Raw genomic sequence first — 20,441 nt, forward strand, 5'->3', positions numbered from 1 at the left:
ACTTTGGAAAAGCGGCGTTTATCGCCGCTTTTCTTTTTGATGCTCCCAAAAATCGTTCGTAATGCCGTTGCGAAATCGCGTGTCGCAGGTTTATGCTCTTTGCCATGAGCACGCACGTAACCGAGATAAGAAAAGCCGGTTTGGCTGATGCGGTGGCAATTTCTGCCATTCATCTGGCTGCTTGGCGCGGTGCCTACACCGGCATCATTCCTCATCGCGCTCTTAACACCATGCTGGAACGCAGAGGAGCAGATTGGTGGGCACGAGCCATCAAGCGCTCTACGCAAATTCTGGTGGCGGATATTGGGGGCGTCGTCGCCGGTTACGCAACACTCGGGCCTAACCGCGCCCGCCAATTGCCGGAGAAGGGCGAGGTTTACGAACTCTACATCCGTCCGGAATATCAAGGCTGCGGTCTCGGCTCACGATTGCTCGGCGCAGCAAGGCGCAGCTTGGGCGACCAAGGTCTTAAGGGTATGGTCATCTGGGTGCTTGAGGACAATGATCTTGCCGTTTCGTTCTATCACGGCGCGGGGGGCCGTGACGTAGCTGAGGGTGTTGAATGTTTCGACGGCAAGATGCTCAAGAAGCGCGCTTTCGTCTGGAGTTAAAATCATCTCTCTGCATCAATCATACTACGATATATCCTGATTTTGCGCCCAATCGTCGCAAGAATAGGTTGGATGACGACCTAAAAGGCGGCGCCTTGTTGCGCAAAGGGCCAAAAATCAGTACAGCACTCCCAAACCAACAAGGACTCCTAGAATATGCGCATCGATGCCATTCCTGTCGGCAACAATCCTCCTGAAGACGTTAACGTGATCATCGAAGTCCCCGTCGGCGGTCAACCTATCAAATATGAACTGGATAAGGATTCCGGCGCGCTCTTCGTCGATCGCTTTCTGCACACGCCCATGACCTATCCAGGCAATTATGGTTTCGTACCCCATACATTATCGGATGATGGGGATCCCATCGACGTTCTTATCTGCAATACCCGCGCATTGATGCCTACAAGCGTGATCAATGTCCGTCCGATTGGCGTTCTTGTCATGGAAGACAATAAGGGCCAGGACGAAAAAATCATTGCTGTTCCCTCGCCGCATCTGACGCTGCGTTACGAGAAGGTCCATAATTACACAGACCTGCCGGAAATCACGCTAAAGCAGATCCAACATTTCTTTGAACATTATAAGGATCTAGAGCCCGGCAAATGGGTGAAGATCGGCGATTGGGGCGATGAAGATGCCGCGCGCCAGTTGATCAGAGAAGCGATTGAGCGCCATAACGCTAAAGTTGGCACTGCGTAATCTATTTAGAGTTTTATTGAACCGGACAGCTTGGCAATCAGGCTGCCCGGATCGCCTTCAAATCTGATTTGTTTAAGCCGCGACGTTGCCCCTGCAACAATCGTGATACTTCGCGGTGCAACATCTAGCCATTTTGCCAATAGCTTTATAAGTGCTGCATTGGCCTTCCCATCTTCGGGAACTGCCCGCACCCGCACCTTGAGATGCGCACGGCCATCATCCGTTGTTTCCACACCCTCCACTGCGTCTTTTGCAGATTTTGGGGTCAACCGCACAAAAACCGTTAGACCGTCAACTTCCTTGCGAAAGTACTGGCTCGTCACTGTTTAAAAGCAGGATTGGCGCAATAGTGGTCCATAGCAGCTGACGGATGAAGAAGATCAGCAACAGCAGGACTATGGGAGAAATATCGATCCCACCGAGATCGGGGAGGAACCGCCGTATCGGGCGCAAGGCGGGTTCGGTCACGCGATAGAGAAAATCGCCAATGGAAGCGACGAATCTGTTGCTCGAATTGATGACGTTAAAAGCGTAAAGCCATGAAAAAATCGCGCTGGCAATAAGAATCCAGGTATAGATATCGAGGGCAAGATCTATGGTTCGGATGATAGCGAGCATCTGTTTCTCCTGAAAGTCACAGGTTATGTAGCGATTGACTGGCCTACGAGCAAGAGGCCAATGGCCAGGCGTATTTTCCCAGTTACTCGTTCAAAGGTCGCTCATAGTATTTCCATGTCGTGTACTGTCTTAGAAAGACTAGAGCCGGTCCATTTACCAAGGTAACCCACTAGATATTGTTGAACCAAAAAAACAGGAATAAATATAGAGCGTGTGATTCGGGCCAATCCGGCCCTTTTTCATCTAGGGGGTTACCATGCTAAATAGACTATCAGCGGAATTCTTCGGTACATTCTGGCTAGTTCTTGGTGGTTGTGGCAGTGCTGTTCTGGCAGCCGGGCTACCTGACGTTGGTATCGGCTATCTAGGCGTTGCATTGGCCTTTGGTCTTACCGTTCTCACCATGGCCTATGCGGTCGGCGGTATCTCAGGGGGGCATTTCAATCCGGCAGTATCGCTTGGACTGGCTATAGCCGGTCGCTTCGACGTTAAACAGCTGATCCCATACTGGATAGCACAGGTAATTGGAGCAATCGCTGCGGCAGCCGTGCTCTATCTTGTTGCATCAGGGAAGGCCGGATTTGCCGCTGGGGGCTTTGCATCAAATGGATATGATACGCTCTCACCGGGCGGCTATGGACTAACAGCAGTGCTTGTGGCCGAAGTCGTGCTGACGGCATTCTTTCTGATCATTATCCTGGGGGCAACTTCTGCTTCCGTTCCAGCAGGCTTCGCGCCAATTCCTATTGGCCTTGGTCTGACATTGATCCATCTGGTTTCCATCCCTGTCAGCAACACTTCAGTCAATCCGGCCCGCTCCACGGGCGTGGCCCTGTTTGCCGAAACTGCGGCCCTCGGCCAGCTTTGGCTCTTCTGGGTAGCCCCACTCATTGGCGCTGCCATTGGTGCAGTTATTTGGAAATCTTTGCTCGGCAAAGACTAACAACCTGCCGGAGCGAGCCGCGTAAAACCTGCTCGCTCCCACTTACTTTCACTCTGCAATATAAAGTGCCGCTTTTTTCTCTACTTCCGCAGTAAATTGTTCTAGAAGAAATTTCCATCTCCCGGAGTTTTCCTCACCGAAATGACCATTCCTGCAACGGATGCGGTTCACGATCGTTACGCCGCCTTTCGCCACTCTTCCTTCACATTTTACTGGCTTTCACGATTTTTTGGCTCATTTGCCATTCAGATCATCAGTGTGTCTGTTGGCTGGCAGATATATGATCTGACACGCGATCCCTTTCATCTTGGCATGGTGGGGCTCGTGCAGTTCGCACCAGCGCTCTTGCTGGTTCTGGTTACCGGCGCTGCATCGGACCGTTTCGGGCGCCGCCTTATCATGGGATTGTCGATCGGCGTCGAGTTGATCTGCGCTGCGCTGTTGCTTTTGCTTACCGTGACACACAGCTTCAGCCCTGTGCATGTTTTCCTCGTGCTGGCTGGTTTCGGCGTCGGGCGGGCATTTCTCGGCCCTGCCTCTTCGTCACTTGTCGTCAATCTCGTGCCTGCAGAGATATTCTCGAACGCCGTTTCATGGAACTCCTCGGCTTGGCAAATCGCTACGCTGGTTGGTCCCGTCGCCGGAGGGTTGCTCTACGGTATATCGCCTGTGGCAGCATATGGCGTCGCCTGCATCATGTTGCTCATTTCCGTCCTCGCCATATTCTCCATTCCTAAACCCACGCAACATACATTGAATGAGAAAAAATCTCTTCAAACCCTGCTGGCAGGCTTCCACTACATCTGGAAAGAGAAAGTCGTCCTTGGTGCCATTTCACTGGATCTTTTTGCAGTTTTGCTCGGTGGTGCTGTAGCGCTATTGCCCGTCTATGCGCGGGATATTCTGGAGCTCGGACCATGGGGGCTGGGCATGCTGCGTGCGGCACCCGGTATCGGCGCAATCCTGACCGCTGTCTGGTTGACAGGCCATCCCATCCGCGATCATGCCGGACTTATCATGTTTGTCTTCGTAGCCCTGTTTGGCTTGCTCACCATCATGTTTGGCGTGTCAAACCTTGCCTGGCTTTCCATAGTGGTTCTCGCATTGATGGGCGCGGCAGATATGGTCAGCGTTTACATTCGCGAAACGCTGCTTCAACTCTGGACACCGGATAATGTGCGTGGCCGCGTTAATGCCGTGAATATGGTGTTTGTCGGCGCCTCAAATGAATTGGGAGAATTCCGCGCAGGGATCATGGCCTCTATGATTGGAACAATTCCAGCCGTGGTGTTTGGTGGAATTGGAACTGTTGCCGTTGCCGGATTGTGGGCTTGGTGGTTTCCGCAGCTTCGCAAGGCTCGTAACTTGCAAGGCAGGACCTGAAGCTTTTAGGCAGCAACCGGAGCGCCGAAAACAATACCTAAAAAGCGTTGTAGCCAAGCTTTTAGAACAGCGTCATGGATCATCCGGCCTTCCAGATGATCCCGGCCCTGCTGGGCGCCGCAAAGCGAAAACCGTTCCGACCCGCGAACCACCCAGCGCTGCATCATGGCGCGCGTCAACTCCGCATGGAACTGCACGCCCCAGGCATTCTTGCCGTAGCGGAAAGCCTGATTGGCATAGGTGTTGCCCGTAGCCAGCAAAGTGGCTGATTTTGGCAGTTCAAAGCCTTCACGATGAAAGTGATAGACCATGGATGGCCAGTCCATAAGGGTCCTGCCAGCCTCTGTCGGTTGCAAAGGGTACCAGCCTATTTCGACCAGCCCGTCGGGATGAGGGGAAACTTTTCCACCGAGGTGATTGGACAGCATTTGGGCCCCAAGGCAGATACCAAGAAATGGCTTTTCCTCAGCCAACGGTACCGACAGCCAATCTGTTTCCCGCCTTATATATTCTTCTGGATCGTTGGCGCTCATTGGCCCGCCAAAAATAACAGCGCCGGCGTGATTTTCCAAAGTATCCGGCAATGGATCGCCAAGCGGCGGGCGCCGGATATCCAACACAAACCCGGCTTCCAGCAGCAGCTGTCCGACGCGTCCAGTGCTAGATCTTTCCTGATGCAGAACTGCGAGGATTTTTGGGCGCTGTGTATGACCCGCCGCTTCCATCCATTCTGTCTGGAACATCCGCTTTTGTCCTATTCTTCGGGCACATCCCGTTCGGCTCGAACTGCAGCACGTTGCTTCATGGTAACCCGGTCTCGGGTGGATACGCCGATCAGTTCGGCAACCCGCCAGACAACATTGTCCTCAAGTTCATGGGCAACCCCATCTGCAAAAACAACTTCCCACATCAACTCAATGAATTTGATCCGGGCATCCTCGTCAAGATTGCGCTTTATGATGCTGGTAAAGCTGTAAAGATCAACTGCCTCTTGATCGGCCTGCTCACCCTCATTCAAAAGGCGCTTCAGTGCCTCGCCCTTCAGCCCATAAGCATTGGATATGAGTTGTGAGACACGCTTGCGTTCTTCTTTGCTGCTTGAACCGTCTGCATCCATGACATGAAAAAGGAGGGCAGCGGCCGCAAGACGGGGATCAGATTTTGAAAAATGCTCGGCGCCACTTTCACCGGACGGTAAGGTTTTAAAAAAAGTAACAAGGCGATCAAGCATTTATGGGAGTCTTTCCGCTTTGGTATCACTTTTCAATTGATAGCCCGAGTCGTCCTATCCCGCTACTGTGCATCTTGCCGCAAACAAGACCCGATGGCTTTTGCCACCATCAGAACAACTTGAATTTCTTGTTCGATTGCGATGATTTATACTCCGGTTTCACACCTGGATCATCCGGTACCGGTCCAACAAATGGCTCGCTAGTAGATTCCTTGGGCTTCTCCGGCAGTCGTGGCAGAACCGATGCAATTCTCTGGGGCGAATCCGAATTCGCCGAAGATTTGTCCAACGAAGCCTTTGCAGTTTGTTGTGTTGGCGGCTCAAACGGCACAATTTCCGCATCCACCACGTCCTGATCCTCAGGAAGCTCCACCGGCTGCGATTTTGTGTCCTGTTTGCGTGGGGGTAAAATCGGTTTTGCCTCTATTGTAGGCTGCTCCGGTCTTGACGGCTCCGTCGCCAACGCTTTGTCAAAATCATCGCCCGCATCGATCACAGGACCAATTTGTTCTACCGGGACTTTCCACACAAATGCGTCCAGCTTTCCCGTTACCGGGGAGGCTGGCGCCCAGCGCTCGGAGACGTAGCCATCGGCGGTCCATGCGGGATCGCGTGGCGCTTTTACCGCGCGGGACAGCCATTGCCGGACACGGCCTTGATCGCCGGTCTGCGCTTCCTCAATATCCGCAAGCAGCAAATAAGCACTTTCACGAGGCGTACTGCGCAGAACTGCTTCGGCAGCTTCACGCGCTTCCTTGAGTTCGCCAGCGGCAAGAGCAGCGTGAGCAATTGCCAAATTGGATTCTGCATGATGCGGATAGAGCCCGGCTAAGTGGCGCGCGCGCTTTAAGCGATCAATAGGTGAATCCCCAACCCTGGCATGAACATAGGTATCTGCAACGCCGGGATGCGGCTCCCGCTTCCAGGTATACTCAAGAATTTTCGAACCCTTGCGCAAATCGCCTTGAGCAAACAGCGACTTGGCCGCAACGATTGCCGCCGGAACAAGGTCAGGAGCCAGCTTGTTGGCTTCTATGGCCAGTGGCTTCGCATTCACCGGATCGCTCTCATATGTCTCGATTGCCTTTGCGGCAAGGATGACGGCGCGCTCGCGCTTGGCCTTTTCCTTGTCGATCTGCTTGGTCGCTTTCTGCTTGTCGAGCAGCAACAGAGCACCATCCCAATCGCCATGGGTGGTTTTTTGACCAAGTGCTGCGGTAGCCGCCCACTCGACATTGGGAGCCAGCAAGGCAGCCTCTTCGGCATAATGGCGGGACGCATCACGTGCACCCAATCTTTGTGCTTCCAGATAAAGCCCTCGCAAACCGAGCAACTTCGTCTCAGGATCATCCAACATGGCTTCAAACTTGGCTCGCGCATCATCAGTGCGGCCTTCAAGCATTGCAGCTTGCGCATCCAGCAGTTTGATCAATGGCTCCTGATCGACATTGAGAAGCTTTTCAGCCTGCTTGATCATCAAACGTGCTGTTTGCCCATCGCCTGCACCAGCGGCAATGAGGCCTGTGGAAAGTGATTGATAACCACGGTCGCGTTTGCGCGCACGGAAATGCCGCCGCAAGGCGTATGGCGAGGTGACGATGCTTTTCACCAGCCACCAGCTCAGCATGACGCCGGCAACAATGGCAACAATGCTCGTTGCTGCCACCATAAGACTGACTTTATATTGCATGCCAGCGAAGGTCAGAACCAGATCGCCGGGTCGATCTGCCAGCCAGGCAAAGCCGACACCCAGCAACAACACGACAATGAAGAAGAACAGAATGCGCATCATGATCTTCTTACTCCTGACCGGTCGAGGTCTTGATGCCGCTCAGGGCATCGGACAGGGCTTTTGACACCACTGCGCTTGCATTCTGCCGTGCCTTCATAGCACTGCCAAAATCTGCAGACGCCGTTTTAGCTGCATCTGGGAGTTTTTCCCACTCAGCAATCGCAGCGCTCAGATCACCGGCATTTAAATGAGCTTCGATACGCGCCGATATCGCGTCGGCGCCCTCGCCTTCAACCATACCGACTGGTCGCGCCTCGACCAAACCAGATGCACTCGCCCAGAGACGATCCAGAATTCCGGCATTGGGGTCGACAGTGCGGGTGCTTGATATGATCCTGGCGGCGACATCGCCAAATTCGCTTGCCAGCGCATTGACGGTGGGTATGCCTTTAGTTTCTGCTGGCCGTAACGATTCAACCTCTCCTGCCGCCGGAGCAACAGCCAGATAGGTATCAAGCTCGGCTTTGTAAGGCTCGCCTCGATCAACGGCAGCCTTTAATCCCGTTGCGGCCATTGCGAGCGCCATATTGGCTTGTCCGGACGTGTCATTGACCTTCGCTTCGAGCGCGTCAAGCCTTGTTGTTGCGCCCGCAGCCGCACCATCAGCCTGAACAGCCTGCTGCCTGTTGTCACTGATTTCCTTTTCCAAAGTCGCGATGCGTGCATCGATAGCGCTGGTGTCGACAGCAGCACCCGTAGGCGAAGCACCGTTTTGGATCTCAGTAAGGCTCTGTTTTACCGAACTCAACTCTGCCGCTAGCCCAGCAACCTGATCAGCTGCCTGCTTGGCGCTCGCCAAAGCCTCATTCAGCGCCGTTTGACTGGCTTCATCAAGCGGTTTTGCCGGCGCATCCCGCAACTGCGCGATCTGCTGTTCTAAAGCGAAAACGTCTGTCTTGGGTGAGGGAAATATACCAGCCCATTGCAGCGCAGCAGCACCGGCAAGAACAACAACACCGCCAATGAGACCTGAAACGAGTCGCCCCAATGAGTCGGTCGACTTTTGGGGAGGGGCGGCGCTGACAGAACTCATCCTTGGCGGATTTTTGTCCGGCGCCGGGTCAGCGCGACCGAAATTTGGCACTGAGGATGGCGGCTCTGCACTTACCTTTAGTTCGACCGTTTCAACTGCCGCTGCTGCAGTTGCTTTAGCTGCTGGATCGAAGCCTACGGGTTCCGGCTCCGGCACATTTTTTGGGAGTACGGCGGACTTTTGTATCGAAGAGGGCTCCAGTTCGATCGTCATCGATTTGCGGGTCGTTTTGGAATGACGCGGAACAGTAGATTTGGCCATGGAAACTCTCTTCAGGAACAGATGCTTCGATTGAACTCTAAAGCTAGCAAGGAAGTTCCTCATATGAAACCACCCGTCGTACAAGCTTCGCTGCTAACAGGCGGGATCAAGCATGCAGTAATTCAAATAATCCTGCTTCATCTTGCACTCTGGCAACGTGGACATGGCGGAAACCCTGGTCTGAAACGATGTGCGCTATATTGTCAGACAGACATAAAAACTGTGCATTTTCAAATAGATGATGAGCATTCGCTTTGCCAATGACGGCGAGAAGCGCCAAAGCACCCCTTTTCGAATAGAGTAGACAAATATCGACGGGCGATGACTCGAAAAGCTGGGCCAAATAATCGGTCTCATAATGGTTCAAAATCGTGTCATAGACAGGAATTGCTATCACCCTTCGACCTGACTGCCCCAGAATATCTTCAAACTGAGGCGCCCTGACTCGCCCGGTAAGGTAAAGTATCCGTGCGTTTTCAGACGTTGAATTATTGATCTGTTCAGCCAGTGATAGCCCATCTCCGTTTCCCGAAAGAACCTGTTTGAAACCTTTTGCACGAGCTATTTGCGCGGTGGAGCTACCAACCGCAAAACAGGGAAGGTCATAAAGCGTAGCAAGAAATTCTTCTGGCACATGCCGCAACGCGTTCGCACTGGTAAATGCAACGGCATCATAGTGCCCGGACACTTGTGATATTGGCAGGGGTTTGATTGCACTAAGCGGCAAAACCAGAGGCTGGAAGCCCAAATCGGCCAGTCGTTGGGCTGTTCTGGTTGCTCCGGGTTCGGGCCGTGTAACCAAAACAGATTTCATATCAGAGCCAATCCGTAAAGAAATGAGCACCCGCCATTTCCCGAACACGCAGCGCCGCATCGCGTCCGATCTGTGCGGCATCGGCAACAGCTCCCTCACCGGTAACCTCATGAACCTCGCTACCGTCAGGCAGCAAGATCATTCCATGGAAATGCAATACCTCACCCGAGATTGTCGCAAGCCCGGCGAGCGGGGTCCGGCAGGAACCATCCAAAGTGCCAAGGAACGCACGCTCGCAAGCCAGGGCAGTCGAAGTTGGCAGATGATTGATCGGAGCGAGCAGGTTGTCGATCCGGTCATCGCCGATACGGCTTTCGACCGTGATTGCACCTTGTCCTGGTGCTGGGGGAAAAGCCCTGGAATCCATCAACTCCGTTACGACATGGCCAAGATCAAGGCGCTTTAAGCCTGCATAGGCCAGAAATGTTGCGTCAACTTCTCCATCGGCAAGCTTGCGCAGGCGCGTTTGCACATTGCCGCGAAAATTGACAAGTTTCAGATCAGGCCGAAGGCGCTTGATCAATGCCTGGCGCCGAAGTGATGCAGAGCCCACAATTGCGCCCAAGGGCAAGTCGGCCAGCGATTTAACGTCCCGTCCGATGAAAGCATCCCGGGGATCTTCACGCTCAAGAAACACCGACAGATGCAGCCCTTCGGGCAGGAATGTCGGCATGTCCTTCGAGGAATGAACAGCAAAATCAATACGCCCATCCGCAAGCTGTTCTTCAATCTCCAATGTGAAAAGACCTTTGCCGCCAACTTCCGACAGGGGCCTATCCTGAATCCGGTCGCCACTTGTCGAGATAACGACGATCTCTATATCGGACTCGTTCAAACCATGAGCTTTGACCAACCGGTCGCGTGTCTCATGGGCTTGCACAAGCGCAAGAGCACTCCCACGTGTACCGATCTTGAGCGTTTTTGTTTGCATTGGCCGCAGTCCGTGTTACGCGAGTTCCATGTTCATGGCCTCTACTAACGGGCTTTTATTCGACGGGCAATGCGACGAAGGATATCGATGCGGGTTCTGGGTATTGAAACAAGCTGCGATGAGACGGCGGCAGCCATTGTCGAGCGTGATGAGCTTGGCTATGGCACCATTCTTTCAAACGTCGTCTTAAGCCAAATCGAAGAGCACGCGCCCTATGGCGGTGTCGTGCCGGAAATTGCCGCACGCGCTCACGTTGAAGTGCTCGACCGGCTTATCGGACAAGCACTGCACGAAGCGCATTTGACGCTCAACGATGTTGACGCCATAGCCGCAACTGCGGGACCAGGGCTTGTTGGCGGACTGATTGTTGGACTGATGACCGGCAAGGCAATAGCCTTGGCAAGCCAAAAACCATTTTACGCAATCAATCATCTTGAAGGTCATGCACTGACACCTCGCCTGACCGATAACATTGAATTTCCCTATCTCTTGCTCCTCGTTTCCGGCGGTCATACGCAAATGGTTCTGGTCAAGGGACTGGGAGACTATGAGCGACTTGGCACGACCATTGACGATGCGCTTGGTGAAGCATTCGACAAAACCGCCAAAATGCTCGGGCTCGCCTATCCGGGCGGACCTGAGGTTGAAAAGGCGGCAATGCTCGGCGATTCGACGCGTTTCTCCCTCCCGCGCCCGTTGAAGGGTGAAGAACGCCTGGATTTTTCTTTCTCTGGCCTCAAAACTGCCGTGCGACAACTGGCCACCAGTCTGGAACCGCTATCTCAAACGGATGTCAATGATATTTGCGCAGCTTTCCAGACCGCCGTGGCCGATACGCTGGACGACCGCGTTGCACGCTCTCTTATGCGGTTTCGCGAAACATTTCCTGTTGTAGATCATCCTGTTTTGGTCGTTGCCGGAGGTGTTGCCGCCAATAAGGTTCTGCGTAGCGTGCTCCAGCAGCTTTGCGACAAGAATGGCTTTCGTTTCATTGCTCCTCCAATGGCTCTATGTACAGATAACGCGGCCATGATTGCATGGGCGGGTGCCGAACGGGCAAACCAGACACCTCCCGATTCCCTCAATATTGCGCCGCGCTCACGCTGGCCATTGGATATGTATTCCGCACCCCTGATCGGCGCCGGCCGTCGTGGAGCAAAGGCATGAATGAGCGGCCACCAATCGCCGTATTGGGCGGAGGCGCCTATGGTACGGCGCTTGGAACAATGGCTGCATCCAATGGCAGCTCAGTGGTGCTTTACGCCCGTGATTCCACCACAGTCGCAGCAATAAATAACACGCATCGCAATGATGCCCATTTGCCGAACATCTCCCTCCACCCATTACTGACAGCCAGCAGCAATGCCCGGACCGCTCTGACACATGGACAGTATATTCTGTGCGCTGTTCCGGCGCAGGCACTTTCGACGGCTTTAAACGAGCTTAAAGATCACATTCCCGCGTCGACACCGCTGATCATCTGCGCCAAGGGAATTGACCGATCCACCGGACTTCTCATGTCGCAGGTGACAGATCAAATATTTCCCGGTCATCCGCTTGGCATACTTTCGGGGCCAAGCTTTGCAAGTGACGTTGCAAAAGGGTTGCCTACCGCAGTAACCGTCGCGTCCCGTAATCAAGCGCTGGCTGACAGCATTGCCGTCGCTCTCTCAGGCACAACGTTCCGTTGTTACTCGACAGATGATGTAACCGGCGTTGAGATCGGCGGAGCACTGAAGAACGTGCTCGCTATCGCCGCCGGTGCCGCTATAGGCAGGGGATATGGTGCCAGCGCACAGGCGGCGCTTGTGACGCGCGGTTTCGTTGAACTGCGCCGGATCGGGCATGCCTTGGGGGCAAGATCCGAGACCATCATGGGCCTCTCCGGGCTTGGCGATCTCATGCTGACTTGTTCGACACCGCAATCGCGCAATTACTCTTACGGTCTTGCATTGGGCAAAGGCGAAGACTTGACGGGGCGTCCGCTGGCAGAAGGCGTCGCAACAGCCTCCATTGCAGTTGAACTCGCCGCGCGCCATGATATCGATGTCCCGATCATTTCAGCTGTATCAAAAATCCTGGCTGAAGACATAACTGTCGATGAGGCCATGGAAGCTCTGCTTTCTCGGCCACTCAAAAATGAAGACTAGGAAAAATCATGCTTTTTGCGTTTTTATGCAACGACAAGCCCGATAGCCTGCAATTGCGCCTTGATACGCGGACCGCGCATCTTGATTATCTGAATGGCCTTGGTGATCAGCTAAAATTCGCCGGCCCTTTTCTGGGCGATGACACAAAGCCAAATGGCAGTCTGGTCATCGTAGATTCTGTCGATCTGGAGGCAGCAAAGCAGATAGCTGCCAATGACCCCTATGCAAAGGCAGGACTTTTCGCCTCTGTCGATATCCGCCCTTGGAATTGGGCAATCAAGAATCCGGACAACAAATAGGTTTCAACATGGCATATTGGCTGTACAAATCAGAACCCGACGCATGGTCGTGGGAAAAGCAGAAAGCTGCAGGTGCTAAGGGCACAGAATGGACCGGCGTGCGCAACTATCTCGCCCGCAATAATATGCGCGCCATGAAGATTGGCGATAAAGGCTTCTTCTATCACTCCAATGAGGGTCTCGAAGTCGTCGGTATCGTCGAAGTTTGCGCACTCAGCCATCCGGATTCGACAACTGATGATCCGCGCTGGGATTGCGTTGATATCCGCGCGGTTCAAGATATGCCAAAGCCGGTGACTCTTAAGGACGTCAAAGCCAATCCAAAGCTTGAAAAAATGGCACTTGTCACCTCGATGCGGCTTTCCGTGCAACCGGTTACCGAGGACGAGTGGGAAGAAGTTTGCCGGATGGGTGGTCTCGTTCCAGCCCCCAAATGATCACTGAGACTGCGCTAGATCCAACCAGTGAACGCTACCGCCAATTCATACTGGCAAATACGTCAATACAATCACCGCCCCACGTTCCGGAGATAAAGCTTCATCTCGCCGATGAAGCTCATGATCTATGGCAACGCACGGAAGACGAACTCGCAACGATCGGGCTTCCGCCACCATTTTGGGCCTTTGCATGGGCGGGCGGGCAAGGTGTCGCCCGCTATGTAATTGATAACCCGCAAATGGTCAGCGACCGCTCGGTTATTGATTTCGCTTCAGGCTCAGGTTTGGTTGGTATCGCCGCTGCAATGGCCAATGCGAAACATGTTCTTTGCTGCGATATCGATCCTTTTACTCAACCCGCAATTTCCCTCAACGCCGCTGCCAATGATGTAGTGATGGACGTGCAAATAGCTGATCTCATCGGCACAGATGCGGGTTTGGGATGTCGTGCTGGCAGGCGATGTTTTCTATGATAAACCTTTGGCAGACCTGCTTCTTCCCTGGTTTGCCAAACTTGCTTCACGCGGCGCCGAGGTAATCGTCGGCGATCCGGGGCGATCTTATTTTCCCAAGGGTTCTCTTCAGCCATTGGCTGTTTATTCGGTTCCGGTGACGCGCGTTCTTGAAGATGCTGAAATCAAGAAAACCACGGTTTGGCGTTTTCCAACCTAACGCAGCACACGAATGATTGTTTTATCCGACAGAAGCGGCAAAAGTCGGTTCATATCTGCGCGACTCAAAGCAATACAGCCCTCAGTTGGTGTATAGCCCGGCCGCGCCAGATGGAAGAATATCGCACTGCCCCCGGCCCTTCTGCGTGGCCGGATATTCCAGTCAAGAACAATACAGACATCGTACAGATCGTCCTTGCGCCACATGGTTTCGTGGCTCGCATTATAGGGTACCTGAACTTGCCTATTATAGTTGCGGTCACTGCTGACCTCGCACCACCCGTCGTTTATTTTCAATGAGTTAAGCTGCAATAGCGCCGTAGCCTTCACCTGTTTATCCGGTCTTTTAAACCCATAAAGAAGCCGCATGGATGCCAAGGGAGTTCCACCATCACCCTCACGTTTCCTCGATGTAATACCGCCCTTGCCAAGTGCGCAACGCAAGACGATCGGGCCAGCAATCAGCTGGCCTTGGCTTTTGTGGCCGGGGCGCGGGCGGACATCGATATACTTCAAAGTGGTTAGTGGCATGCTTGCCTCATAAAAAGCATTTTTATGTCAGACTGATGCGCCGCATAAGCAATATCAAGTCGATGCTCTTTCTTTCCTGTAGAATTCGACTTAAATTCCAACGACTTCTTTCCATCCGCGGGAGATCCCATGACAGCACGTACCATTCTAATCGTCGACGATGATGCAGACCTGCGGGCCATTCTGGTTGAGCAACTGAGCCTTTATGAAGAGTTTCAGATTGTTCAGGAAGACAATGCAACTAAAGGCATACAGGCCGCCCGCAATGGCGTTGTTGACCTGTTGATCATGGATGTCGGCTTGCCGGACATGGATGGACGTGAAGCCATCAAGCTTTTGCGAAAGGGCGGTTTCAAGGCTCCGGTGATCATGCTGACCGGCCATGATACTGATTCTGATACGATTCTTGGCCTGGAATCCGGCGCCAATGATTATGTCACCAAGCCATTCCGCTTCGCTGTACTGCTGGCGCGCATTCGCGCGCAGCTGCGCCAGCATGAGCAGAGCGAAGACGCTACCTTCGTTGTTGGCCCCTATACGTTCAAGCCCGGCCAGAAAATGCTGATCGATGCAAAGGGCGGCAAAATCCGGCTGACTGAAAAAGAAGTCGCAATTATCAAATATTTGTATCGCGCCGGTGGCAAGGTCATCACACGCGATATTCTTCTGGAGGAAGTCTGGGGATACAACTCTGGGGTGACTACGCACACGTTGGAGACGCATGTTTACAGACTACGGCAGAAAATCGAGCAGGATCCATCGAATTCAACCATACTCGTCACGGAAAGCGGGGGATACAAGCTCATTCCTTGATGCCGATCGGGTCAATCTAGGTATATGTCTGTAATTGCATGGCAATTGAAGATGATATTCGAATTCTGGAGACAGTGGGGCTGTTCGGCACGTTTACGCGCGACCAGTTGCGTCTGCTCGCCTTCGGAACAGAGCGGCTTGTCCTGCGGGAAGGCCGCGAGCTTTACCGCGAGGGTCAGTCGGCTGATTGCGCCTATGTCATTGATCGCGGTACGATTTCCTTGTTCCGCGAAGGTCCTTCCGGTCGCGTCGCTCTGAAAACCGTGGGGCCAGGAGCGGTTCTTGGCGAAATGGCAATCATCGCCCAGACCAAGCGCCTCACCAGCGCAATGGCAGACACCGAGACCGAGGTCATCCGTCTCAACCGCTCATTGTTCCGGCGTATCCTTGAAGAATATCCGGAAATTGCCGCTGCGCTGCACGACCAGATTTCCTCAGATCTGACCGAAATGATCGCGGAAATTTCCAAGTATGAAAAGCTGTTTGGCGAGAGCTAACTCGCCTCTACACAACTGATTTTCTCGCTACGATTGAAAATCTTCAGCAAGAATCGACCTTTTCTCGGCAAAAATCGCCGCATCTTGTGGAATTTAATGTCAGGTCGCGGAAATCCTGCTCAAAATCGGATTAATCCAGATCAAACCGCGCGATAACCGGAACGTGGTCGGAGGGTCGTTCCCACCCACGTGCTTCGCGCAGGATTGTGATGTCTCTCAGATCGGCCTCAAGGTCGGGCGATCCCCAAATATGATCCAGTCTCCGGCCACGATCCGCAGCCGCCCAATCGGCGGCCCTATAGCTCCACCATGTATAAATTTTCTCGGAGGGTGGAATATGATGGCGCATCAGATCGCTCCAGCCGCCATTTTTGCGCAAGGCTTCCAGACCTTCCGTTTCGATGGGCGTGTGACTTACAACCTTCAACAACTGTTTATGCGACCAGACGTCGGTTTCAAGCGGTGCGATGTTGAGGTCGCCCACCAGCAATGAGGCATGGCCATCCCCATAGACCGCATTCATCGCTTTCATCTCGTCAAGAAAACCGAGCTTGTGCTTGAACTTGGGATTGATCTCCGGATCGGGTTCATCTCCGCCTGCCGGAACATAGAAATTGTGGATACGCATCCGCTTTGAGCCGGCAGTTACAACTGTGCTCAAATGACGGCAATCGGGGATATTGCAAAAACCAACACGTGCCGGTTCTGTCAAAGGACGGCGGGAGAGCGTTGCTACCCCGTGATACCCTTTCTGGCCGCTGATTTCGATATGTTCATAACCGGCCATGTGGAAAGCTTCCCGCGGAAACAAATCGTCGGGGCATTTGGTTTCCTGCAGGCACAGCACGTCAGGCTGATAATCGCGCAGAAATTGCAGAACGAGCGGCAAGCGCAAGCGCACCGAATTGATGTTCCAGGTAGCAACGGAAAAAGGCATGGAAAATTAGTCTCGCGGGTGGTGAATGAGCAGCAAGACTAAAACAAGTTACGGATGATTGGAACCGGATATCGCCAGCTTGAACGACTGTTCAAGCCTTATTTGTTCTTCATCGCAATGCGGGTGTAGTCAATTGTAAACATATCCTTGGCGAAGCGAACACCGGTACGGACATTGGTTATCATCACTGTCGTATCGAGACCCTGCGCATCGGTGATAGTCCATTGACGCAGTTCGAAAGTCTTTGGATCAAACATCATCGTTATGGTCGAATTACCGAAGATTGATTTGTCGCCAAGAACGATCGTTGTCATATCGGGCTCTTCCTTGACCGATTTGACCGTATTGCCGGTCAAATTAATCTGATCGCTCAGAAGCAGCTTTAATGGCGTCTTCGACAGCGGGACCAAATCCCATGTGTCGAGCTTGCGATTATTGATCACAACGGATTCGCCATCCGAAATGACACGAATCGGTGATGGTTTGTTGTAGTTGAAACGTATCTTGCCCGGACGTTCTATATAGAACGTTCCCTCGGTCTGCTCCCCGCGCGGGCCAAACTGGACAAAGTCACCCGTCAGGGTTTTAACGCTCGAAAACTGATTGGCAATCTGCTGGGCTGCGCCCGGCACCGCATTCTGAGCAAGAGCCGGTGCAGCAAGGAGTCCCACGCCAAGTATCGAAGCAGCTACAACGCGCCGTGCGAGCGGGCCTGCAACGCGAAACAATGCTGTGATGGTTTTCATGGGTTTAGGGTCTCCTGTCATCTTGCCTTAAGCAATACTCGATCAGTTTGGCTTGAGTATGGCTAAGAAACGGCGGGTTGCGGCACCCGGTTCCATATTTCCGTCACGTAACACCGGACTGCCACAGGAACTGGAAGGACTCAGTTCCATAACGCATGATGTGCCGTTACGTTATGTTTGAATTTTTAAGCAGTCTCAGCAGTTTAATGCCTTTTTGCCTGTTAAAAATCATCATCCTGCGTTGGTACGAGAATCTCACGCTTGCCCGCATGATTGGCCGGGCCGACAAGCCCCTCCTCTTCCATGCGTTCAATAATCGAAGCAGCACGATTATAGCCGATGCCAAGACGGCGCTGGATATAGCTGGTCGAAGCTTTTTTATCACGCAGCACGACCGCGACGGCCTGATCATAGGGGTCATCGGAATCCTCAAGATTGGACGTTCCTGCAGGTCCTGCCCCGCCATCGTCCTCATCATCTTCCTCGGTGATCGAATCGAGATATTCCGGCACGCCCTGTAATTTGAGGTGCTGAACGATTTTCTCAACTTCATCGTCACCAACAAATGGTCCATGCACACGCTGAATGCGTCCCCCACCAGCCATGTAGAGCATGTCGCCCATGCCAAGCAGCTGCTCGCCGCCCTGCTCACCAAGGATGGTGCGCGAATCGATCTTGGAGGTAACCTGGAAGGAGATACGCGTCGGGAAGTTGGCCTTGATCGTACCCGTGATAACATCGACTGACGGACGCTGCGTCGCCATGATCACATGAATACCGGCGGCACGCGCCATCTGCGCCAGACGCTGCACGGCACCTTCAATATCCTTGCCGGCAACCATCATGAGGTCGGCCATTTCGTCGATGATGACCACAATATAGGGCATCGCGGTCAGATCGAGTTCTTCGGTCTCATAGACTGCCTCGCCGGTGGCGCGGTCAAATCCGGTCTGCACTGTGCGGGCAATACGCTCCCCCTTCTGCCGGGCTTGCTCAACGCGCTGGTTAAAGCCGTCAATATTGCGGACACCGACTTTCGACATTTTGCGATAGCGGTCTTCCATCTCCTTGACCGTCCATTTGAGCGCCACAACGGCTTTCTTGGGGTCGGTAACAACCGGAGTGAGCAGATGCGGAATGCCGTCATAGATGGAAAGTTCGAGCATTTTCGGATCAATCATGATCAGGCGGCATTGTTCCGGCGTCATCCGGTAGACCAAGGAGAGGATCATGGTATTGATGGCGACAGATTTACCCGAGCCTGTTGTACCAGCCACGAGCAAATGCGGCATCTTGGCAAGGTCTGCAATGACCGGCTCGCCATTGATGGTCTTGCCCAATGCCAGTGCAAGCTTGGTTTTGGTCTGCTCAAAATCGCGGCTGGCCAGCAGTTCGCGCAGATAAACCATTTCACGTGTCTGGTTGGGCAGCTCAATGCCGATAGCATTGCGGCCCGGGACAACGGCAACGCGAGCAGCGATCGCGCTCATGGAGCGGGCAATATCATCGGCAAGCGTGATGACGCGCGAGGACTTGATTCCAGGTGCTGGCTCCAGCTCATAAAGCGTGACAACCGGGCCAGGCCGGACGTGGATTATTTCGCCGCGTACACCGAAATCCTCCAGGACACCTTCAAGAAGACGCGCATTCTGTTCCAATGCCTCTTTGGAAAGGCTGGGGTTGCGCACGACATTCTTTGGTTCGCTGAGGAAATGCAGCGGTGGCATTTCAAAACCATCAGATTTGATAAGCGAGGCTTGCGCCTCGCGCTGAATGCGCGCTCCAGCCTTTGGAGCTGGCGCCGGGGTTGCTACGCGGGTCGCGGGCTTCGCTGACGGGCGAGCGGGGGCTGCCTGCGGTGTCCAGTCATCCACGGCCTCATCTTCGTCGCTGAAGGCCAAGGGATCAAAGCGGTCAGCTTGGCTGTCAAAATCATCATTGTCGATTTCAATCGACGGCGCTTCAATTTGCGGCGATGCGCTGTAAAAGCCTGGCTCGCGGCGTTCGCCATTATTGCTGACTTTTTGACGCGACACCGGAATGTCATCAAACCCATCGTCATGGCGAGCGCCAATATTACGCGCGCTATTATAGATTCCGGCGCCCCTGCCGGAGAGACGGCGGAACAAGGCACGCGTACTATAAAAGAAATGCGTGACAGCACCCAGAGCAAGCAAGCCTCCGCCTTCGCGCTCATCATCCTCATCCTCGTCATCGTCGAAGTCATCGGCTTCGGCCACGTGACGCGTTGTCTTTTTGGCAATGGCAGGCTCGCTGCCGCGATAGGTAAGACCGCTGGCAAAGGCAAATATCCATAAAGTAGGAACGGCAAGGACACCGACCAGGATCATGGCAAGGCCACCGCGCGGGAAAGTGCCCGTGAAAATAGCAGGAATCTTGAGAACCATATCTCCGAGAACGCCGCCAAGACCAATGGGCATTGGCCAGCTTTCGGGTATGGCAAAACAACCGGCCATGGCTGCAGCAAGCAGCGACGCGCAGAACCAAGCAACAGCGCGCCGCGCCATGCGATCAACACCGCGACCGGTCATGAACAACCCACCCCAGAACACGGCAGGCATCAGAGCAACAACGGTCGACAGGCCAAAAAACTGCATTCCAAGATCGGAGAACACTGCTCCGGCATAACCAAGGGCGTTTTGCGTGGGATTGGACGTGGCATGACTGAAGCTTGGATCAAGCACATTCCAAGTTGCCAGACTACCGACAGCCAAAGCGACAAGACAAAGGATCGCCAAGCCGATCAGAATATTTATCTGCCTGCGGAAAAGGCTGTAGAAGCCAGTCCTATCGTCATCGATGGCATAAGAGGCTGAATAACCTTGACGCATGAAATCCGGTCCCACGTGAGTCTATCCCTGTGGCTGTGCAATCCACGGAGCTGATTCCAAACTTACGGGGTGGATGGTTAAGGGGCTATTAACCATGGGCGAATGTCATGGAAATTGTCAGGTTAGCAGAGGATGCTGACGGAGACTTCGCCTCGCCCTGATCTTGGCACGCCCCTTTCCGTCATCCTCGGG

The 20,441-nt window shown here is 53.6% G+C and carries 22 protein-coding genes and 1 pseudogene; 11 read left to right on the forward strand and 12 right to left on the reverse strand.

Annotated features, from left to right (window positions below; all coding sequences use genetic code 11):
* The first annotated feature begins 104 nt into the window (after positions 1-104).
* Both QFZ34_RS12095 and ppa read left to right on the forward strand, forming a co-directional pair.
* The gene (locus QFZ34_RS12095) at positions 105-611 is read left to right on the forward strand and encodes a GNAT family N-acetyltransferase (protein WP_115054779.1); all 507 of its coding nucleotides are present in this window, start codon (positions 105-107) and stop codon (positions 609-611) included.
* Between the two features lie 156 nt (positions 612-767).
* Positions 768-1,310, forward strand: coding sequence for an inorganic diphosphatase (ppa, locus tag QFZ34_RS12100; protein ID WP_115054388.1), 543 nt, complete (start codon positions 768-770; stop codon positions 1,308-1,310).
* Between the two features lie 5 nt (positions 1,311-1,315).
* On the opposite strand, the gene QFZ34_RS12105 is transcribed toward ppa, so the two are convergent.
* Both QFZ34_RS12105 and QFZ34_RS12110 read right to left on the reverse strand, forming a co-directional pair.
* On the reverse strand, positions 1,316-1,633 hold the full coding sequence (locus QFZ34_RS12105; protein ID WP_115054389.1) for a DUF167 family protein: 318 nt from the start codon (positions 1,631-1,633) through the stop codon (positions 1,316-1,318).
* Positions 1,602-1,928, reverse strand: coding sequence for a YggT family protein (locus tag QFZ34_RS12110; protein WP_307281216.1), 327 nt, complete (start codon positions 1,926-1,928; stop codon positions 1,602-1,604). The genes QFZ34_RS12105 and QFZ34_RS12110 overlap by 32 nt, the downstream gene beginning before the upstream one ends.
* A gap of 256 nt (positions 1,929-2,184) precedes the next feature.
* On the opposite strand from QFZ34_RS12110, the gene aqpZ reads away from it, so the two are divergent.
* Both aqpZ and QFZ34_RS12120 read left to right on the forward strand, forming a co-directional pair.
* Positions 2,185-2,871 (forward strand): aquaporin Z, encoded by a 687-nt coding sequence (gene aqpZ, locus QFZ34_RS12115; RefSeq protein WP_115054391.1) that lies wholly within the window; start codon positions 2,185-2,187, stop codon positions 2,869-2,871.
* 141 nt (positions 2,872-3,012) lie between these two features.
* A complete protein-coding gene (locus tag QFZ34_RS12120) occupies positions 3,013-4,254 on the forward strand; it encodes an MFS transporter (protein WP_307281220.1) in 1,242 nt (413 codons plus the stop codon).
* Positions 4,255-4,259: 5 nt separating this feature from the next.
* Here QFZ34_RS12120 and QFZ34_RS12125 read toward each other — a convergent pair whose 3' ends face one another.
* The 6 genes from QFZ34_RS12125 to hemC all read right to left on the reverse strand — a co-directional run bounded on the left by QFZ34_RS12125 (position 4,260) and on the right by hemC (position 10,316).
* Positions 4,260-4,997 (reverse strand): glutamine amidotransferase, encoded by a 738-nt coding sequence (locus tag QFZ34_RS12125; RefSeq protein WP_307281222.1) that lies wholly within the window; start codon positions 4,995-4,997, stop codon positions 4,260-4,262.
* 11 nt (positions 4,998-5,008) lie between these two features.
* Positions 5,009-5,485, reverse strand: coding sequence for a tellurite resistance TerB family protein (locus tag QFZ34_RS12130; RefSeq protein ID WP_115054394.1), 477 nt, complete (start codon positions 5,483-5,485; stop codon positions 5,009-5,011).
* Between the two features lie 109 nt (positions 5,486-5,594).
* Positions 5,595-7,277 (reverse strand): heme biosynthesis protein HemY, encoded by a 1,683-nt coding sequence (locus tag QFZ34_RS12135; RefSeq protein WP_307281225.1) that lies wholly within the window; start codon positions 7,275-7,277, stop codon positions 5,595-5,597.
* A gap of 7 nt (positions 7,278-7,284) precedes the next feature.
* Positions 7,285-8,571 carry a COG4223 family protein gene (locus tag QFZ34_RS12140; RefSeq protein ID WP_307281227.1) on the reverse strand — a complete coding sequence of 429 codons (1,287 nt, stop codon included), beginning with the start codon at positions 8,569-8,571 and terminating at the stop codon, positions 7,285-7,287.
* A 106-nt stretch (positions 8,572-8,677) separates the two neighbouring features.
* Positions 8,678-9,433 carry a uroporphyrinogen-III synthase gene (locus tag QFZ34_RS12145; RefSeq protein ID WP_307281230.1) on the reverse strand — a complete coding sequence of 252 codons (756 nt, stop codon included), beginning with the start codon at positions 9,431-9,433 and terminating at the stop codon, positions 8,678-8,680.
* Positions 9,387-10,316, reverse strand: a complete 930-nt coding sequence (gene hemC / locus QFZ34_RS12150) for a hydroxymethylbilane synthase (RefSeq protein ID WP_307281232.1) — start codon at positions 10,314-10,316, stop codon at positions 9,387-9,389. The genes QFZ34_RS12145 and hemC overlap by 47 nt, the downstream gene beginning before the upstream one ends.
* Positions 10,317-10,403: 87 nt before the next feature.
* Between hemC and tsaD the strand changes: the two genes are divergently transcribed.
* From tsaD to QFZ34_RS12175, 5 genes and pseudogenes are all read left to right on the forward strand, one after another.
* Positions 10,404-11,483 (forward strand): tRNA (adenosine(37)-N6)-threonylcarbamoyltransferase complex transferase subunit TsaD, encoded by a 1,080-nt coding sequence (tsaD, locus tag QFZ34_RS12155; RefSeq protein WP_307281235.1) that lies wholly within the window; start codon positions 10,404-10,406, stop codon positions 11,481-11,483.
* The gene (locus QFZ34_RS12160) at positions 11,480-12,466 is read left to right on the forward strand and encodes an NAD(P)H-dependent glycerol-3-phosphate dehydrogenase (RefSeq protein WP_307281237.1); all 987 of its coding nucleotides are present in this window, start codon (positions 11,480-11,482) and stop codon (positions 12,464-12,466) included. The genes tsaD and QFZ34_RS12160 overlap by 4 nt, the downstream gene beginning before the upstream one ends.
* Positions 12,467-12,474: 8 nt before the next feature.
* Complete coding sequence (locus QFZ34_RS12165) at positions 12,475-12,765, forward strand: YciI-like protein (RefSeq protein WP_307281239.1); 291 nt, start codon at positions 12,475-12,477, stop codon at positions 12,763-12,765.
* Positions 12,766-12,773: 8 nt separating this feature from the next.
* Positions 12,774-13,202, forward strand: coding sequence for an EVE domain-containing protein (locus tag QFZ34_RS12170; RefSeq protein ID WP_115054402.1), 429 nt, complete (start codon positions 12,774-12,776; stop codon positions 13,200-13,202).
* Positions 13,199-13,874, forward strand: a pseudogene (locus QFZ34_RS12175) (class I SAM-dependent methyltransferase). Before QFZ34_RS12170 ends, QFZ34_RS12175 begins: the two are co-directional and overlap by 4 nt.
* On the opposite strand, the gene QFZ34_RS12180 reads toward QFZ34_RS12175, so the two are convergent.
* The gene (locus QFZ34_RS12180; protein WP_307281243.1) at positions 13,871-14,404 is read right to left on the reverse strand and encodes a L,D-transpeptidase family protein; all 534 of its coding nucleotides are present in this window, start codon (positions 14,402-14,404) and stop codon (positions 13,871-13,873) included. The pseudogene QFZ34_RS12175 and the gene QFZ34_RS12180 overlap by 4 nt on opposite strands.
* Before the next feature lie 129 nt (positions 14,405-14,533).
* Here QFZ34_RS12180 and QFZ34_RS12185 point away from each other — a divergent pair, with 129 nt between their 5' ends.
* Together QFZ34_RS12185 and QFZ34_RS12190 are read left to right on the forward strand one after the other, a co-directional pair.
* Complete coding sequence (locus QFZ34_RS12185; RefSeq protein ID WP_008122166.1) at positions 14,534-15,217, forward strand: response regulator transcription factor; 684 nt, start codon at positions 14,534-14,536, stop codon at positions 15,215-15,217.
* A 38-nt stretch (positions 15,218-15,255) separates the two neighbouring features.
* Positions 15,256-15,714: a cyclic nucleotide-binding domain-containing protein gene (locus QFZ34_RS12190; protein WP_115054405.1), complete on the forward strand. Its 459-nt coding sequence runs from the start codon at positions 15,256-15,258 to the stop codon at positions 15,712-15,714.
* Positions 15,715-15,844: 130 nt separating this feature from the next.
* Here the strand turns inward: QFZ34_RS12190 and QFZ34_RS12195 are convergent, their stop codons facing one another.
* The 3 genes from QFZ34_RS12195 to QFZ34_RS12205 form a co-directional block, all read right to left on the reverse strand.
* Entirely contained in the window at positions 15,845-16,651 is an 807-nt protein-coding gene (locus QFZ34_RS12195) for an exodeoxyribonuclease III (protein WP_115054406.1), read from the reverse strand.
* Between the two features lie 98 nt (positions 16,652-16,749).
* Positions 16,750-17,397: an outer membrane lipoprotein carrier protein LolA gene (locus QFZ34_RS12200; RefSeq protein WP_115054407.1), complete on the reverse strand. Its 648-nt coding sequence runs from the start codon at positions 17,395-17,397 to the stop codon at positions 16,750-16,752.
* Positions 17,398-17,618: 221 nt separating this feature from the next.
* Complete coding sequence (locus QFZ34_RS12205; RefSeq protein ID WP_307281253.1) at positions 17,619-20,249, reverse strand: DNA translocase FtsK; 2,631 nt, start codon at positions 20,247-20,249, stop codon at positions 17,619-17,621.
* Positions 20,250-20,441: the final 192 nt, after the last annotated feature.

The sequence above is a fragment of the Phyllobacterium ifriqiyense genome, assembly GCF_030817885.1.
Lineage (GTDB): Bacteria > Pseudomonadota > Alphaproteobacteria > Rhizobiales > Rhizobiaceae > Phyllobacterium > Phyllobacterium ifriqiyense.

Excerpts from the sequence above, each read along its gene's own strand:
- QFZ34_RS12095 (WP_115054779.1), top strand. The coding sequence starts at position 105 with ATGAGCACGCACGTAACCGAGATAAGAAAAGCCGGTTTGGCTGATGCG.
- ppa (WP_115054388.1), top strand. The coding sequence starts at position 768 with ATGCGCATCGATGCCATTCCTGTCGGCAACAATCCTCCTGAAGACGTT.
- QFZ34_RS12110 (WP_307281216.1), bottom strand. The coding sequence starts at position 1,928 with ATGCTCGCTATCATCCGAACCATAGATCTTGCCCTCGATATCTATACC.
- aqpZ (WP_115054391.1), top strand. The coding sequence starts at position 2,185 with ATGCTAAATAGACTATCAGCGGAATTCTTCGGTACATTCTGGCTAGTT.
- QFZ34_RS12120 (WP_307281220.1), top strand. The coding sequence starts at position 3,013 with ATGACCATTCCTGCAACGGATGCGGTTCACGATCGTTACGCCGCCTTT.
- QFZ34_RS12125 (WP_307281222.1), bottom strand. The coding sequence starts at position 4,997 with ATGTTCCAGACAGAATGGATGGAAGCGGCGGGTCATACACAGCGCCCA.
- QFZ34_RS12130 (WP_115054394.1), bottom strand. The coding sequence starts at position 5,485 with ATGCTTGATCGCCTTGTTACTTTTTTTAAAACCTTACCGTCCGGTGAA.
- QFZ34_RS12135 (WP_307281225.1), bottom strand. The coding sequence starts at position 7,277 with ATGATGCGCATTCTGTTCTTCTTCATTGTCGTGTTGTTGCTGGGTGTC.
- QFZ34_RS12140 (WP_307281227.1), bottom strand. The coding sequence starts at position 8,571 with ATGGCCAAATCTACTGTTCCGCGTCATTCCAAAACGACCCGCAAATCG.
- hemC (WP_307281232.1), bottom strand. The coding sequence starts at position 10,316 with ATGCAAACAAAAACGCTCAAGATCGGTACACGTGGGAGTGCTCTTGCG.
- tsaD (WP_307281235.1), top strand. The coding sequence starts at position 10,404 with ATGCGGGTTCTGGGTATTGAAACAAGCTGCGATGAGACGGCGGCAGCC.
- QFZ34_RS12160 (WP_307281237.1), top strand. The coding sequence starts at position 11,480 with ATGAATGAGCGGCCACCAATCGCCGTATTGGGCGGAGGCGCCTATGGT.
- QFZ34_RS12165 (WP_307281239.1), top strand. The coding sequence starts at position 12,475 with ATGCTTTTTGCGTTTTTATGCAACGACAAGCCCGATAGCCTGCAATTG.
- QFZ34_RS12170 (WP_115054402.1), top strand. The coding sequence starts at position 12,774 with ATGGCATATTGGCTGTACAAATCAGAACCCGACGCATGGTCGTGGGAA.
- QFZ34_RS12180 (WP_307281243.1), bottom strand. The coding sequence starts at position 14,404 with ATGCCACTAACCACTTTGAAGTATATCGATGTCCGCCCGCGCCCCGGC.
- QFZ34_RS12185 (WP_008122166.1), top strand. The coding sequence starts at position 14,534 with ATGACAGCACGTACCATTCTAATCGTCGACGATGATGCAGACCTGCGG.
- QFZ34_RS12190 (WP_115054405.1), top strand. The coding sequence starts at position 15,256 with ATGGCAATTGAAGATGATATTCGAATTCTGGAGACAGTGGGGCTGTTC.
- QFZ34_RS12195 (WP_115054406.1), bottom strand. The coding sequence starts at position 16,651 with ATGCCTTTTTCCGTTGCTACCTGGAACATCAATTCGGTGCGCTTGCGC.
- QFZ34_RS12200 (WP_115054407.1), bottom strand. The coding sequence starts at position 17,397 with ATGAAAACCATCACAGCATTGTTTCGCGTTGCAGGCCCGCTCGCACGG.
- QFZ34_RS12205 (WP_307281253.1), bottom strand. The coding sequence starts at position 20,249 with ATGCGTCAAGGTTATTCAGCCTCTTATGCCATCGATGACGATAGGACT.